Genomic DNA, 14934 nt, shown 5'->3' with positions numbered 1-14934 from the left:
ACCTCTCTTTGACCGTTACGAACTGTTACCTCATTACAATTTATTAAGTGGATCTATATTTATAAGCCCGCAACGCTGAAGAGCATCGTAGGTATTTTTCTTTTCAGCTGTTCTGTTGATAACAAGATCGTGGTCAAGAGACAGTATTTTCTCGTCGAAATTGCGCAAAACCTCGTCTATTTTTCCTACGAATTCCTTGTGCTGTGGCCTGTCTATATCCCCAGGGATCAAAGACTTTAGGGACTTCTCTGCCATGATTTTAGCCGAAGCATCACCCTCATTAGATGCAGAGAGCCATTTAGCTTCCTCATCTTCAGTCGCGGCCCCCGGGAGTGGAGTATCCTTATATTCCTCCGTATGACTCACGAGTACCGGTACAGAGGCCGACAAGACTGCGCCAGTGATGATTTCATTGCCGCTACCGATAACCTTTAATTGTGCCCCCCGATAAATCATCTGAGCCAATCCAATATTGCCTTTAGATAAAATGAATAATTTTTCGTTTAACTCATCATTTAATGGAGTTTCAACATTTGTCCATTGTAATGGCCATAAATAATGAATAAACGATTGCCAGTCTTGTGAATCGTATCTAACATTCTTAATTTTCATGTAACCACCAGACTCTGCCCGCCTGGCAATTCTCATTTTCTTTGTCAGCGTCTCGTCAAAAGGATGATTTCCACAAAAAACCATAGATACCCCCATGGAATCTACAATTTCATGTAAAAAAACAATCAACTTACTCTCACCCCCGGTTCTTGAAAATTTAAGCCTCTGCATTTCATCAATAACAAGGATACCCAAAAATGATGATTTAATTCTTTGTGCAATCTGGCGAGCCAGAGCACCATTTCTAATCTCAGGTGTAGTTCGTTCAATACCAATTGCATCATCTAATTTTTGTAAAATCTCTTCACAAAGGTCTCTCACACTTGAATTGTATGGACAATTAATCTTTACCCATACAATTTGCTTACTGAAGCCGGGAAAAACTCCTTTATAGCTGCTGTGTTCTATAATCTGAGGGAAATGATCCATGACTTGCTCAATCATGGTAGTTTTTCCAGAACCACTCATTCCAACTATCGTAATAGTTTCAGCCTGGGATTTAAAATATCCACTTTCTGGCTCAATATCAGGACGCTCATTTCCATAGTAATGAAGATATTGAATTGTTCCGCTTTTTAAAGGATTACGAGCTGCATAGCTTTCCCTAAGTGCCCGTAAGATCATCTTATAAGCCTGGATAAGATTGGTTTGAGGGCAACGGAATTTCTTTATACGTTCGACATACTGCTCTCTAACATTCGCCGGGGCAGTCCAGCGGATTATTTCGTCAATTTCGGGGAAATAACTCATTTCCAGAAGTACTTCATCTTCCGTAAGCGCTTCAGGAAGTGCTTCAATTAAGGGATTGCCACGATACTCAGGTAACTCCTGTTCTTTATATATCGCTGAAACGCGCCGTATAAGATTCATTATTCTGCGTCCTCAGTCTTCTTCTTACCTTTTAACCATCTTTGTTTCTCCTCCCGGCCAGGCAAAAGCAGAACATTACTGGATGAAGGAAGTAGGGGTTCAGATCTTCCATTAGCAACATGAGTTCGCCCTAATGAATCAAGTTCATTTTTCCTGTTCTTTTTAATATCTTTACCATGTACCCGGCGAGATTCGTATATTTCATTTAATCTTTCGTTACCTTTCCTGTTAAATTCATCTTTATTATTGATATTGCTGAGCGAATCCAGAGTAAATAAATTAATTTTTTTTTGAGTATCTACCCAATCAGCCATTACATCTGTATCAAGATGAGCTTTCCCTTTAAATACATCTCTTTTCTTAAGTAGGTAATGTTTTTTGAAAATGCTATTTTTGTCAAATCTTACATATATATAATCTACGCAATTGTCATCTATTCTTGCTTCACAAGTGGTTCTTCCAAATACTCTGACACCTGATGCAATTTCAGGATCACATTCATAAAAAAGATTATTGTACTGAATCCCACCGGCGGTAATGTTAGCGTTCACAGGGATTAACAATCGTGCGATCACTTCGTCGGCCCCAACTGCTCTTGCGCTGAATCTCCCGTGCTTTAAGCTTATCATCCAACTATTTTTTGGTGATATTACGAGATCATTTTCAATCAGTAAGGGATTGATATAAGCCAGTTCCTCATACGTTCTCTGATTATGTGCAAGTATCTCCCGAATCAGTAAAGACGTGACCTCCTGAATCGTTAAACAAGCCCTGGATTGCGGTGTTGGCTCTCCTTTAACAATCTTTCCCCTTCGTGTTGTTCCAATAAGCCTATGAATAACCTCATCATTCAGAATGCCGAAACAGCGTTCAACAATGCTTTTTCTGTCGCCTCTACCGACTGGCGCAAACTCAAGTTTTGTCAGGGGGGTCATCTCTTCCTGAGGTTTAAGACCAATCATCTCCCCGTTGTCACACATCAATGTTAATGGAATGTGAGAACAAGGCCAATCATCATCAGTAATAGAGATTCCAAATAATCTACAATATTCTTTTTTTGGCATAAAGCAATTTGCTAACGCTTGTCGGGCGGCTCGCCATGAAGCATGGTATAAAGAAACATGAAGGCCAACAATCATTCTTGTTGCACGATCCACCACTGTATAAATAGTAGGACGCCCAATGACTTTTCGTCTGTTTAAACTCGAAATAAGATGTACATCAGCGACAGTTGAGTCTATTTCGAAAACATCACCCGGCAAAACAGTTGTATTAGCCACACTACCTAAAAGCGCCCGCATTTTGAGGTCTATTTCTTTTTTCGTGTTCTTCTTATTTATCGAGAAATCTTTAGTGAAGAGTTTTTTATTCCAGTATGAAAATTGTTTTAAAGAAGGAACATATGGAGCTCTATTTTCTAGGTTTGCTGTTTTAATTTCATCCCTAAAATACAAATCAATATGTCTCTCTAATGTTTTCTTTATCGTATCTCCGTTAACTTTATAATGATACGTAATGAGAGATTTTCTAATATTATTTATATCTCTTTCATTAAGAATGAAAACACGTGATCGTTCATTAGGTAATGCTCTGTTTTTTTTGGAATTCCCAAGTTTAATTTCATGTTTGATTCTACTTTTCCCAGCGGCGCCACAGTTCGAGAATGCGGGTAGCAATGCATAAATATCCTGCCCATGTCGCCAATACAACGCCAGAAGCGTTCTGATAGTATATTGTGATATTTTTTTATTTCTTGAGTAATCCATTAAAAGGTGCGACTTTTTATGTAATGCATAGTCGAACAGAAACATTCTGTCATCTACAAGATCTTTAATGATATTGTAATTTTCATCTCGCCTTCCTCTGTCTTTATCTGTTAATTCTTTCTCATCTACTAACATATATGAAGGATATATATAATCTTTACAAGTTATGCTATTTGATTCAATATAATATTTAAACATTGAAAATGAGAAAGGGATTGGCTTACCCGTTCTTTCTGATTTTATTTTAAACAAAATTAACAAATCGACCTTTCTGTCAAAATCCAAAACACGGTAAAGTCCCTCTGCAAGCAAATCAGTGCCTTGAGAGAGCCAGACTGAATTCCTAATAATATCCATTTGCGTTCAGTCCTATATAGTGGTCATTGGAAATTATCTTTATCAGACCGGTTTCGAGTATTGGATATGATAAATCAACATTTATCATTTTTAATCCAATCATTGCCTGCAATAACATCATCGCTTCTTGTGCATCTACCCCAAAGATTGATGAAATCATTGCACGTAGTCCTACTATGGGATAAACATCTGGTTTAAGCTTCCATAGGATTTTATCAAGAGGATATTTATCATAAAATTCAGAACCATCTCTTAATACAGAAGTAGCCCAGCAAATGTTTTTACCGACGACGTTATTGAGTTCCGAGCCAACATAAATTTGAAACTCAACATCAATCAACTGCCAAAACATCCTCTCTATTTCAAGTTTTTGGGCTTCGCGTTCAGGTATGCTCTCGTTATGTTTTACTGCTATAGCTTTGTATCGAAGTCCGCCTTCAGGAGTTCTCAAGGTCAGTAAAAAATCGGTTGTCATAACATTCAGAACTTCGACAGGTACTCCTCTTACTCCCCTCACCATAGGATGTTGAAAATGTAGATGATTTGCTATTTGTTGGGTAAGCCGGAGAGGAAAGAGTGGGAATTGTTCCCGGATATCAATCACCGAGTCATTAAACTCAGCCAGATAGAAAAAGTTACTTTCGACAGAAGAAAGGAGATGATGGTTTCGAAACGTCTTAAGGCCAAAGACTATCGAACGGTTTCCACGGGATTTAACGTCCTGAGCTCTAAGCCAGGGCTGATAACTTTGGCCATAGCCCACTCCTATGCCGTCACCTAGCGCATTTTCATAATCCAAATAGGATTTGAGACGCCTACCCCTAGCCATGATCGTACCCTAAAAACGACATTGATACGTACCTATATGTGCATTTTATAGTCTCCAACCCTATAACCACACATTCAGTAAGTATACAACATTAGCGTCGTTTTTTGAGAATGGTTACAACTTTAGTGCTTTGTGTACAACTTTATTGTCCTCGGACAGGACCCTCTAAAACCAATAGAATTTACGTAGAAACGCGTTTAGTAAAGGCTTTACTAATTACTTATGACTAACATATTAGCACTTTCAGATCTGTCAGCAATAACCCCGGGCGGCGAAATAATGAGAAGAGTTCTTCCGGTGAGCCTTTTCTTTCTATCTGATTGATTTTTAAAACTTTTAAATGTCAGCTTTATGTAAACCTGTGGGAGTTACTCCTAATTAAATCCCATAGTATGAAAATTAGGCATTTGCAAACCTTAATGACGTGACGTTGTCACGTAAATCAATGGAATTTAGTCTCTAGTAAAGAGTTAACTAGTGACTAACTGCCTGATCGGTGTGCTTGAACGGTGCACTTCAGGCCGGATATAAAAATTGATGAGAGATATACAGAAAATGATGGACCGGCTTAATAAGCCAGCCTTTCTTGGGATGATTGATGATGTTGAACACGCTATAAAGCGAAAATGCCCCTTTTTAACCTATAGGTTGGGCACTATGAGTAAGATACAATCAAATCGCCAGTCAGATGGCTAATTTCATTTTGACCAAAGCGGGCTATTTCAAGCGTTATCGCTGAGACGAGGCTTCAATGACAAGTACACTTGACCCATCACACAAGCAAATTGAAATGTGGCGCAGAGCTACCGGTTCCGAAGGTGGACTCAACGAATACCGCAACTGGGTTCTGGAAAATAGTATGAGATTTACAGCATACGGTATCCATACCGTTATCGTCGAAGGTGAGGCGAAGCATATAACAGCGCTTGATGATGTTACCCTCTGTAACGAGTGGGCGAAGCTTAAAAGAGAAAACAATAGGCTTTACGCAGCAAATGAAAAAATTTGCTCTGGCTGGCGTGGTTTTGTGTTGCGTTTGTTAGGAATAACACTGTCATGCAGAAAACCGGTCATCTTACTGGGGGCAGACGCGAAGAATCAAAATGATGCCGTGAAAGGGGCTGATTTGTAATTTTCAGGCGAGCCCACCGTTCTTAGAAAGCTGTTCTAGAGAGCATGAAAAACCTCGGGGCAGCCATCGAATGATGCCATCTACAGGGGTTAAAATAACCACCATCATTTCATAACAATACCTGCTGACTATGAAGATCTACGTCATCAAAATAGCAGTTCATGGAGTCAGTCCGATGGTCTGGCGTCGGCTGAGAATTGCTGCCGACACGTCACTGGCCGCGCTTCACTTCATTTTCCAGATAGTGCAGGGCTGGGGGGACGACCATCTCCATCAATTTCACATTTATGGCAAAGATTACGGTATCTCCTACGAAGGAGGCATCGGTTTTGTCGATAATCCGTTCCGGGTCGTGATTGATGATTTTGCTTTTGATGCTGGCGATCGCTTTACCTATGAATACAATTTCTTTGAGCACTGGCTTCATGACATTCGTGTTGAGGCCATTTATGAAAACTCTACGCTGAAAGCGCCGTTTTGTATAAGCGGCCATGGTATGCCCGGAGCCACAGCTGCGGATGAGTTCGATAAAACCCTGGCGTTTCTTGAAGCTATCGTTAATGCGGATGATGAAACAACGGTCGGCGAGATCCGCCCTTTTGCTGACGACCTGGATGCTGTCAGGTTCAACCGCCACAAAATCAACCGGCAACTGAGCAGGCTCGACCTTGCATCTCCGGTACTGGAGCCTGAAGTTATCTGGCTGGGCCGTCGTCGCTGACTGATGTCTATAAAGGTATACGTTTTCAGCATGCCTCTCAGATCCCCGAAAAAATGTCTATAAACCTCCCTAAATCAGTGTTTATGGATTATTCTTTAAATCTCTATGATGTTTAAAGACCTTCCGGAGGTTTTGCGTGCAATATGCCTACATCAGGGTAAGCTCGGCCGATCAGAATACGGCCCGTCAGGAAGAGGCATTGTCAAAGGCGGGTTTTCAGCCTGATAAAATTTGTGTTGAGCATGCCAGCGCGAAGGACACAAACCGCCCGGGGTTACAGGAACTCCTGGGGCAATTACGCCCTGGTGATACGCTTCTGGTTCATTCCATCGATCGCCTTTGCCGGAATATGTCGGATATGTGCGCTGTCACCACCCGGCTTCGTGACCAGGGCGTTACCCTTATTTTTCTGAAAGAGCAGCTGACGTTCAGCGCCGGCACAAACAATCCGATGCAGGAACTGCAGCTGCACATGATGTCGGCATTCAGCCAGTTTGAACGAGCCTTACTGAAGGAAAGGCAGGCCGACGGCATCGCCGCGAAAAAAGCACGGGGTGAAAAAACAGGGCGCCCCGGCGCCGATATCAAAAAGATCCAGGAAATTGACGCACTCAGAAGCAGAGGGGTCAGGCTCAGGATCGCCTGCGACCATGCGGGCCTTGGCGTTTCCACATATTATAAGCTTCGTCACCAGATGAACAACCAGTAGCCGGGAGATAGTCATCCACCACAGCAGGAGGCAATGATGCAACTGACGCTCCAGATAGTCATCACCGATGAATCAGGCTCCAGTCGAACGGAGGAACTGATGACAATCCAGAAATCAGGGGAGACCCGGAACGACATCGGATTATCGGTGTCAGAATCCAAGCTGTTGCTGAATACGGTCCAGCAGTCGGTGGTCCAGCTGCAGGCAGACGAATATACTCAACACCATATCCGGTGCCCTCACTGCCTTGCTGCGCGCAGAATCAAAGGCAAACAGAAAATACGGTACCGGACGCTGTTTGGCGTTATTCCGGTATCCGGGCTTCGGGTGTACCGGTGCCGTTGTGAAGAGAGTGATACAAAGACAGTCAGTTTGCTCAGCGACTGGGCCGGCGATTATTCTCACCCGGCACTGAAATATATTGAAACCCGCTGGGCCTCGATGATCTCCTATGAAATGACGACTCGTCTGCTGAAAGATATTCTGCCGGTGGGCCACAGCCTGAATGCCTCAACGGTGAGGAATCATTTATGCCAGGTGGCGCAGCGTCTTGACGCTGAGGCTGAAGCTCATTCAGGTTTTCTTTCCGGCTGCCCCCGCGACTGGGGGAACCTGCCCAGGCCAGGAAAACCGCTTGTGGTGGGTATAGATGGTGGTTATGTTCGCGATCGGGATGACAAAAAGCGTAATTTTGAAATTATTGCCGGGAAGTCTTTTTCCGTTGGTGCGCCTGCTGACACCCGCCGCTTCGGTTTTGTTCAGAAGGATGACTGTCATCCGGAACGCAGGCTCATGACCCACCTTTCAGCGCAGGGAATGCAGGCCAACCAGCAGATATTTTTTCTGTCCGACGGCGCGGATAATCTCAGGGACCTCCAGTTCGGTATGTACCCTGAGTCAACGCATGTGCTGGACTGGTTTCATATCACCATGAGGCTGACGGTGCTCATGCAATATGCCCGGGGACTGCTGGTATCAGATCCAGAGGCGGGGAGTAAAGTTCTGGCACTGCTGGAAAGCATTAAACGATATCTCTGGCATGGCAATGTTGTCGCTGCGCTGGAACATATTGATAATTGCGTTATGTATTGCGATGACCCTGAACTCAGCTATCCTAGCCTGAAATCCCTGCAAAAACATCTGGATGAAATGTATACCTACATCCGGAATAATAAGATGATGATCCCAAACTACGGCGAAATGCGTCGGTACGGAGAGCCGGTATCAACCGCGTTTGTGGAATCCACGATCAATGAAGTGATCGCCAGACGAATGGCCAAAAAGCAGCAGATGCAGTGGAGCAGAAAAGGGGCTCATTATTTGTTACAGACCCGGACCGCCGTTTTGAATAACGAACTGCAGGATAAATTTGTCTGCTGGTATCCGGGTTTTCAAAGTGACGGGAAGGGACCAGCGATGGCAGCATAGCTCACGCTGCCCCAATATTTTTTATGCTCTCCTAGTTGTTTGCGGTCTTGCGTGGCAGGGAGCAGGCATCTTTAACTTGCCTTTCACAGTGATGCTATGGACTATCATTAGATTAATTATCGTGGTATCGCTTGTATTTATTACTGGAAAATTCGGTCTATCAAGAGAGTTTACTTTCCCCGCAGCAGCAGTAGGTTTAGCTTTTAGTTTATTCCCTGTCCTTGATCATATTGCGTTAGGTTATTCTGCTAAAAATTTCTATGAAACCACTAATTTTATGGGGCAAACGGTTCGGGAATTTGGTGCCAGTAAAATTACGGTCTGGTGGGGTTCGATTTATGCCAAAATAGCCTATGCTAGCCTTGCAGGTTTAATTGGATATGGTGTTAAGGTCGCCACTGATGATTAAAAAAGAAAAACCAACTTGAAGTTGGTTTTTTTGGCACTGTTGCAAATAGAGATTTGAGTCGATGATGTTCCCTTTAAAAAGTACTTAGAGACCGAAAACCCTGTTGATTAGACACACTTCACCCTGAGGCTGACCATAATAAAATGACGATGCTTGTCCTTTACGTAGTGCACGCATGACTTCAATACCTTTAATTGTGGCATAAGCCGTCTTCATAGATTTGAATCCTAATGTGGCCCTGATGATCCGCTTTAGCTTGCCATGATCACATTCAATCACGTTATTTTTATACTTAATCTGCCTGTGCTCAAGGTCTGGTGGACATTTACCTTCCCGTTTTAACCGTGATAAAGCACGTCCATATGTGGGTGCTTTATCCGTGTTGATCACTTGTGGAATTTGCCACTTCTTCACATTATTTAAAATTTTTCCAAGAAAACAATATGCTGATTTGGTATTACGTCTAGAAGAAAGATAAAAATCAATGGTATCGCCACGTTGATCGACTGCACGATACAGATAAGACCATCGTCCATTCACTTTTACATAGGTTTCATCAATATGCCACGAGCTCAGATCTGTAGGATTACGCCAATACCAGCGTAAACGTTTTTCTATTTCAGGAGCATAACGTTGAACCCAACGGTAAATAGTCGTGTGATCAACATTCACACCCCGTTCGGCCAGCATTTCCTGCAGTTCACGATAGCTAATGCCATATTTACAATACCAGCGCACAGCCCAAAGAATGATTTCGCCCTGAAAATGCCGACCATGGAAAGGATTCATATGCTGCACCTTTAGCTAAAACAGTCTTCAGCTTACCATTCGTGGTTATTTGCAACAGTGCCGCTGACGCACACCATCGCCCACCGGGTGGGTCGCTATCTGGAACGGCAAGGCCTGCTGGAACGGGATGTCGAAAACAGCTATCTGGCCTCGGATGCGGTGGATGACGACCCGATGACACCCCTGCTGGGGCACTCGATCACTTACCGTATCGCTGTCGGTTCACAGGCGGGGCGAAAGGTGTTCACTTTGCAAACTCTGCCGACCAGTGGTGATCCGTTCGGTGACGGGATTGGCAAGGTAGCCGGGTCCAGCCTGCACGCCGGCGTGGCGGCCAGGGCCGATGAACGCAAGAAGCTCGAACGGCTGTGCCGGTACATCAGCCGCCCGGCGGTATCCGAGAAGCGGCTGTCGTTAACACGAGGCGGCAACGTGCGCTACCAGCTCAAGACGCCGTACCGGGACGGCACCACGCACGTCATTTTCGAACCATTGGATTTCATTGCAAGGCTGGCCGCCCTGGTACCGAAGCCCAGAGTCAACCTAACCCGCTTCCACGGGGTGTTCGCACCCAACAGTCGGCACCGGGCGTTGGTCACGCCGGCAAAACGGGGCAGGGGCAACAAGGTCAGGGTGGCTGATGAACCGGCAACACCAGCACAACGGCGAGCGTCGATGACATGGGCGCAACGGCTCAAGCGTGTTTTCAATATCGACATCGAGACCTGCAGCGGCTGCGGCGGCGCCATGAAAGTCATCGCCTGCATTGAAGACCCTATAGTGATCAAGCAGATCCTTGATCACCTGAAGCACAAAGCCGAAACCAGCGGGACCAGGGCGTTACCCGAAAGCCGGGCGCCACCGGCTGAGCTGCTCCTGGGTCTGTTTGACTGACGAGCCTGAAGGCCAACGATACCAATCAAAATGCTGCGTTCACAGCGCCGCGGCAGGGATCCGCCGTGCTGGTTGTCGGAAAAGGAGCCGCTAGTGGGAAAGAGGAGGGTAAATTTTCAGCGTTGCTGGCTCCCCGTCAGCCGGATTGGGTTGCATCGCAGGGGTGTCGAAAGAGTCAACTGCGGTCCAAAGCTGTTGGACTTGGGTGAAAAGGGCGTTTATTCTTCCTATACGTGCCGCGTTCCAGGCGGCGACTATGAGGGCTATGTCGATGCCCATGTGCGCCGGCTGGAGGCGCTACGCCGGGCCGGTATCGTCGAGCGGATCGACGCCGACCAATGGCGCATCCCCGATGATCTGGTCAGCCGTGCCGCCGCCCATGACGCCGGCCGAGACAGTCAGGCCAGCGTTCGCGTCCTTTCCCCGGTCGATCTGAACAAACAGATCGGATCGGACGGCGCGACCTGGCTGGACCGGCGGCTGATCCACGGCGAGACGGCCGACCTTGCGCCAACCGGCTTCGGGCAACAAGTCCGCGAAGCCATGGACCAGCGCCGCGAGCACCATATCGAACAGGGCGACGCCACCCGCAGCCGGGACAGCCGCGTCTTCTACCGGCGCAACCTTCTCGCCATCCTGCGGGAGCGCGAGGTAGCCGGCGTCGGATCGGATATGGCTTTGAGTAAGGGCCTGCCGTTCCGCGCCGCCACGGACGGCGAGAGCGTCAGCGGCAAGTTTACCGGAACCGTGCATCTATCGAGCGGCAAGTTCGCCGTGGTCGAGAAATCCCATGAGTTCACCCTTGTCCCGTGGCGGCCGATCATCGACCGCCAACTCGGCCGCGAGGTTATGGGCATCGTGCAGGGCGGGTCGGTGTCGTGGCAGTTAGGGCGGCAGAGGGGGCTGGAACGCTGAGTGCGCCCATGCCGCATTGCGAAGCAAAAGATAATCGGATAAAATGTAGCAATTCATATTCGTAAGCGTGGAGTAATCAGATGGGAAATTCCAAGTCAGCAGACAAGTAAGCCGCAACAACCAGTATTGTTGTTGCGGCGCTCTGTAAGGCTAGTCTCATCTGATTGCTGACGAGCAGACGTCGCCCGGTATTCCTTAATCGAGGGTTGATTCGTCATGACCACCACACGCCCCGCGTGGGCCTATACGCTGCCGGCAGCACTGCTGCTGATGGCTCCTTTCGACATCCTCGCTTCACTGGCGATGGATATTTATCTCCCTGTCGTTCCAGCGATGCCCGGCATCCTGAACACGACGCCCGCTATGATCCAACTCACGTTGAGCCTCTATATGGTGATGCTCGGCGTGGGCCAGGTGATTTTTGGTCCGCTCTCAGACAGAATCGGGCGACGGCCAATTCTACTTGCGGGCGCAACGGCTTTCGTCATTGCGTCTCTGGGAGCAGCTTGGTCTTCAACTGCACCGGCCTTTGTCGCTTTCCGTCTACTTCAAGCAGTGGGCGCGTCGGCCATGCTGGTGGCGACGTTCGCGACGGTTCGCGACGTTTATGCCAACCGTCCTGAGGGTGTCGTCATCTACGGCCTTTTCAGTTCGATGCTGGCGTTCGTGCCTGCGCTCGGCCCTATCGCCGGAGTATTGATCGGCGAGTTCTTGGGATGGCAGGCGATATTCATTACTTTGGCTATACTGGCGATGCTCGCACTCCTAAATGCGGGTTTCAGGTGGCACGAAACCCGCCCTCTGGATCAAGTCAAGACGCGCCGATCTGTCTTGCCGATCTTCGCGAGTCCGGCTTTTTGGGTTTACACTGTCGGCTTTAGCGCCGGTATGGGCACCTACTTCGTCTTCTTCTCGACGGCTCCCCGTGTGCTCATAGGCCAAGCGGAATATTCCGAGATCGGATTCAGCTTTGCCTTCGCCACTGTCGCGCTTGTAATGATCGTGACAACCCGTTTCGCGAAGTCCTTTGTCGCCAGATGGGGCATCGCAGGATGCGTGGCGCGTGGGATGGCGTTGCTTGTTTGCGGAGCGGTCCTGTTGGGGATCGGCGAACTTTACGGCTCGCCGTCATTCCTCACCTTCATCCTACCGATGTGGGTTGTCGCGGTCGGTATTGTCTTCACGGTGTCCGTTACCGCGAACGGCGCTTTGGCAGAGTTCGACGACATCGCGGGATCAGCGGTCGCGTTCTACTTCTGCGTTCAAAGCCTGATAGTCAGCATTGTCGGGACATTGGCGGTGGCACTTTTAAACGGTGACACAGCGTGGCCCGTGATCTGTTACGCCACGGCGATGGCGGTACTGGTTTCGTTGGGGCTGGTGCTCCTTCGGCTCCGTGGGGCTGCCACCGAGAAGTCGCCAGTCGTCTAACCGACGACTGGTAGCAGGCCCGCTCCGATGCGGCGCACTAACCATCGAAACCTCGTGAATGTCGGTATCCTGTCTGGCAGGATACCGCTCATTTCCCTTGTTCAGTTCATCGCCGTCGCCGAGCATCTGAATTTTCGGCATGCGGCCAAGGCACTTGGTATCAGCCAGTCGAGCGTCAGCGCGCGTGTGAAAGCGCTGGAGGATAACCTTGGTGTCCTGCTATTTGAGCGCCATGCGCGGGGCGTTCGGCTAACAGACGCAGGCAGGCACTTCATGGAGCGTGTCACGGCGGGTGTCGATCAACTCGATCACGCAGTGAAGACCGCGGAGTGACGGGCACTGGCTGGCAATGTCTAGCAACGGCAGGCATTTCGGCTGAGGGTAAAAGAACTTTCCGCTAAGCGATAGACTGTATGTAAACACAGTATTGCAAGGACGCGGAACATGCCTCATGTGGCGGCCAGGACGGCCAGCCGGGATCGGGATACTGGTCGTTACCAGAGCCACCGACCCGAGCAAACCCTTCTCTATCAGATCGTTGACGAGTATTACCCGGCATTCGCTGCGCTTATGGCAGAGCAGGGAAAGGAATTGCCGGGCTATGTGCAACGGGAATTTGAAGAATTTCTCCAATGCGGGCGGCTGGAGCATGGCTTTCTACGGGTTCGCTGCGAGTCTTGCCACGCCGAGCACCTGGTCGCTTTCAGCTGTAAGCGTCGCGGTTTCTGCCCGAGCTGTGGGGCGCGGCGGATGGCCGAAAGTGCCGCCTTGCTGGTTGATGAAGTACTGCCTGAACAACCCATGCGTCAGTGGGTGTTGAGCTTCCCGTTTCAGCTGCGTTTCCTGTTTGCCAGCCGGCCCGAGATCATGGGGTGGGTGCTGGGCATCGTTTACCGCGTCATTGCCACGCACCTGGTCAAGAAAGCGGGCCATACCCACCAAGTGGCCAAGACGGGCGCGGTCACCCTGATCCAGCGTTTTGGATCGGCGCTCAATCTGAATGTTCACTTCCACATGCTGTTTCTCGACGGTGTGTATGTCGAGCAATCCCACGGCTCAGCGCGTTTCCGCTGGGTCAAGGCGCCGACCAGCCCAGAGCTCACCCAGCTGACGCACACCATCGCCCACCGGGTGGGTCGCTATCTGGAACGGCAAGGCCTGCTGGAACGGGATGTCGAAAACAGCTATCTGGCCTCGGATGCGGTGGATGACGACCCGATGACACCCCTGCTGGGGCACTCGATCACTTACCGTATCGCTGTCGGTTCACAGGCGGGGCGAAAGGTGTTCACTTTGCAAACTCTGCCGACCAGTGGTGATCCGTTCGGTGACGGGATTGGCAAGGTAGCCGGGTCCAGCCTGCACGCCGGCGTGGCGGCCAGGGCCGATGAACGCAAGAAGCTCGAACGGCTGTGCCGGTACATCAGCCGCCCGGCGGTATCCGAGAAGCGGCTGTCGTTAACACGAGGCGGCAACGTGCGCTACCAGCTCAAGACGCCGTACCGGGACGGCACCACGCACGTCATTTTCGAACCATTGGATTTCATTGCAAGGCTGGCCGCCCTGGTACCGAAGCCCAGAGTCAACCTAACCCGCTTCCACGGGGTGTTCGCACCCAACAGTCGGCACCGGGCGTTGGTCACGCCGGCAAAACGGGGCAGGGGCAACAAGGTCAGGGTGGCTGATGAACCGGCAACACCAGCACAACGGCGAGCGTCGATGACATGGGCGCAACGGCTCAAGCGTGTTTTCAATATCGACATCGAGACCTGCAGCGGCTGCGGCGGCGCCATGAAAGTCATCGCCTGCATTGAAGACCCTATAGTGATCAAGCAGATCCTTGATCACCTGAAGCACAAAGCCGAAACCAGCGGGACCAGGGCGTTACCCGAAAGCCGGGCGCCACCGGCTGAGCTGCTCCTGGGTCTGTTTGACTGACGAGCCTGAAGGCCAACGATACCAATCAAAATGCTGCGTTCACAGCGCCGCGGCAGGGATCCGCCGTGCTGGTTGTCGGAAAAGGAGCCGCTAGTGGGAAAGAGGAGGGTAAATTTTCAGCGTTGCTGGCTCCC

Annotated in this window: 13 protein-coding genes and 1 pseudogene; 10 read left to right on the top strand and 4 right to left on the bottom strand. The window is 48.8% G+C overall.

Annotated elements, in window-relative coordinates; translation table 11 throughout:
- Positions 1 to 33 precede the first annotated feature (33 nt).
- Genes MX657_RS23445 through MX657_RS23435 form a run of 3 tightly spaced genes read right to left on the bottom strand, consistent with a single transcriptional unit; the run spans position 34 to position 4434 of the window.
- Positions 34 to 1482: an ATP-binding protein gene (locus MX657_RS23445; RefSeq protein ID WP_346808590.1), complete on the bottom strand. Its 1449-nt coding sequence runs from the start codon at positions 1480 to 1482 to the stop codon at positions 34 to 36.
- Positions 1482 to 3605, bottom strand: a complete 2124-nt coding sequence (locus MX657_RS23440; protein WP_346808589.1) for a transposase — start codon at positions 3603 to 3605, stop codon at positions 1482 to 1484. The genes MX657_RS23445 and MX657_RS23440 overlap by 1 nt, the downstream gene beginning before the upstream one ends.
- Positions 3592 to 4434 carry a TnsA endonuclease N-terminal domain-containing protein gene (locus MX657_RS23435; RefSeq protein WP_000090707.1) on the bottom strand — a complete coding sequence of 281 codons (843 nt, stop codon included), beginning with the start codon at positions 4432 to 4434 and terminating at the stop codon, positions 3592 to 3594. The genes MX657_RS23440 and MX657_RS23435 overlap by 14 nt, the downstream gene beginning before the upstream one ends.
- Before the next feature lie 751 nt (positions 4435 to 5185).
- Between MX657_RS23435 and MX657_RS23430 the strand changes: the two genes are divergently transcribed.
- The 5 genes from MX657_RS23430 (at position 5186) to MX657_RS23410 (ending at position 8833) form a co-directional block, all read left to right on the top strand.
- A complete protein-coding gene (locus MX657_RS23430; protein ID WP_001371925.1) occupies positions 5186 to 5566 on the top strand; it encodes a hypothetical protein in 381 nt (126 codons plus the stop codon).
- A gap of 130 nt (positions 5567 to 5696) precedes the next feature.
- A complete protein-coding gene (locus MX657_RS23425) occupies positions 5697 to 6287 on the top strand; it encodes a plasmid pRiA4b ORF-3 family protein (RefSeq protein ID WP_012477564.1) in 591 nt (196 codons plus the stop codon).
- Positions 6288 to 6423: 136 nt separating this feature from the next.
- On the top strand, positions 6424 to 6996 hold the full coding sequence (locus tag MX657_RS23420) for a recombinase family protein (protein WP_001493762.1): 573 nt from the start codon (positions 6424 to 6426) through the stop codon (positions 6994 to 6996).
- Positions 6997 to 7032: 36 nt separating this feature from the next.
- Entirely contained in the window at positions 7033 to 8424 is a 1392-nt protein-coding gene (locus MX657_RS23415; protein ID WP_014839878.1) for an ISKra4-like element ISKpn19 family transposase, read from the top strand.
- Entirely contained in the window at positions 8366 to 8833 is a 468-nt protein-coding gene (locus tag MX657_RS23410; RefSeq protein WP_346808588.1) for a hypothetical protein, read from the top strand. The genes MX657_RS23415 and MX657_RS23410 overlap by 59 nt, the downstream gene beginning before the upstream one ends.
- Before the next feature lie 84 nt (positions 8834 to 8917).
- Here MX657_RS23410 and MX657_RS23405 read toward each other — a convergent pair whose 3' ends face one another.
- Positions 8918 to 9622: an IS6-like element IS1006 family transposase gene (locus MX657_RS23405; protein ID WP_001067784.1), complete on the bottom strand. Its 705-nt coding sequence runs from the start codon at positions 9620 to 9622 to the stop codon at positions 8918 to 8920.
- Between the two features lie 63 nt (positions 9623 to 9685).
- On the opposite strand from MX657_RS23405, the pseudogene MX657_RS23400 reads away from it, so the two are divergent.
- The 5 genes and pseudogenes from MX657_RS23400 to MX657_RS23380 form a co-directional block, all read left to right on the top strand.
- Positions 9686 to 10516: pseudogene (locus MX657_RS23400) on the top strand (IS91-like element ISCR2 family transposase); the annotation flags it as partial.
- 30 nt (positions 10517 to 10546) lie between these two features.
- Positions 10547 to 11431, top strand: a complete 885-nt coding sequence (locus tag MX657_RS23395) for a DUF3363 domain-containing protein (protein ID WP_001447541.1) — start codon at positions 10547 to 10549, stop codon at positions 11429 to 11431.
- Positions 11432 to 11647: 216 nt separating this feature from the next.
- Complete coding sequence (gene floR / locus MX657_RS23390; protein ID WP_000214122.1) at positions 11648 to 12862, top strand: chloramphenicol/florfenicol efflux MFS transporter FloR; 1215 nt, start codon at positions 11648 to 11650, stop codon at positions 12860 to 12862.
- Between the two features lie 27 nt (positions 12863 to 12889).
- Positions 12890 to 13195 carry a LysR family transcriptional regulator gene (locus MX657_RS23385; RefSeq protein WP_001255015.1) on the top strand — a complete coding sequence of 102 codons (306 nt, stop codon included), beginning with the start codon at positions 12890 to 12892 and terminating at the stop codon, positions 13193 to 13195.
- A 111-nt stretch (positions 13196 to 13306) separates the two neighbouring features.
- Positions 13307 to 14800 (top strand): IS91-like element ISCR2 family transposase, encoded by a 1494-nt coding sequence (locus MX657_RS23380; protein WP_001120888.1) that lies wholly within the window; start codon positions 13307 to 13309, stop codon positions 14798 to 14800.
- The last annotated feature ends 134 nt before the right edge of the window (positions 14801 to 14934 follow it).

The organism is Enterobacter chuandaensis (genome assembly GCF_039718975.1).
Taxonomy (GTDB): domain Bacteria; phylum Pseudomonadota; class Gammaproteobacteria; order Enterobacterales; family Enterobacteriaceae; genus Enterobacter; species Enterobacter chuandaensis.
This window is presented reverse-complemented; position numbering and strand designations above follow the sequence as displayed.

What these genes read in the sequence shown, in the direction of transcription:
- floR (WP_000214122.1), top strand. Translation starts at nt 11,648, where the DNA reads ATGACCACCACACGCCCCGCGTGGGCCTATACGCTGCCGGCAGCACTG.
- MX657_RS23380 (WP_001120888.1), top strand. Translation starts at nt 13,307, where the DNA reads ATGCCTCATGTGGCGGCCAGGACGGCCAGCCGGGATCGGGATACTGGT.
- MX657_RS23415 (WP_014839878.1), top strand. Translation starts at nt 7,033, where the DNA reads ATGCAACTGACGCTCCAGATAGTCATCACCGATGAATCAGGCTCCAGT.
- MX657_RS23440 (WP_346808589.1), bottom strand. Translation starts at nt 3,605, where the DNA reads ATGGATATTATTAGGAATTCAGTCTGGCTCTCTCAAGGCACTGATTTG.
- MX657_RS23435 (WP_000090707.1), bottom strand. Translation starts at nt 4,434, where the DNA reads ATGGCTAGGGGTAGGCGTCTCAAATCCTATTTGGATTATGAAAATGCG.
- MX657_RS23425 (WP_012477564.1), top strand. Translation starts at nt 5,697, where the DNA reads ATGAAGATCTACGTCATCAAAATAGCAGTTCATGGAGTCAGTCCGATG.
- MX657_RS23385 (WP_001255015.1), top strand. Translation starts at nt 12,890, where the DNA reads ATGCGGCGCACTAACCATCGAAACCTCGTGAATGTCGGTATCCTGTCT.
- MX657_RS23405 (WP_001067784.1), bottom strand. Translation starts at nt 9,622, where the DNA reads ATGAATCCTTTCCATGGTCGGCATTTTCAGGGCGAAATCATTCTTTGG.
- MX657_RS23395 (WP_001447541.1), top strand. Translation starts at nt 10,547, where the DNA reads ATGCTGCGTTCACAGCGCCGCGGCAGGGATCCGCCGTGCTGGTTGTCG.
- MX657_RS23430 (WP_001371925.1), top strand. Translation starts at nt 5,186, where the DNA reads ATGACAAGTACACTTGACCCATCACACAAGCAAATTGAAATGTGGCGC.
- MX657_RS23445 (WP_346808590.1), bottom strand. Translation starts at nt 1,482, where the DNA reads ATGAATCTTATACGGCGCGTTTCAGCGATATATAAAGAACAGGAGTTA.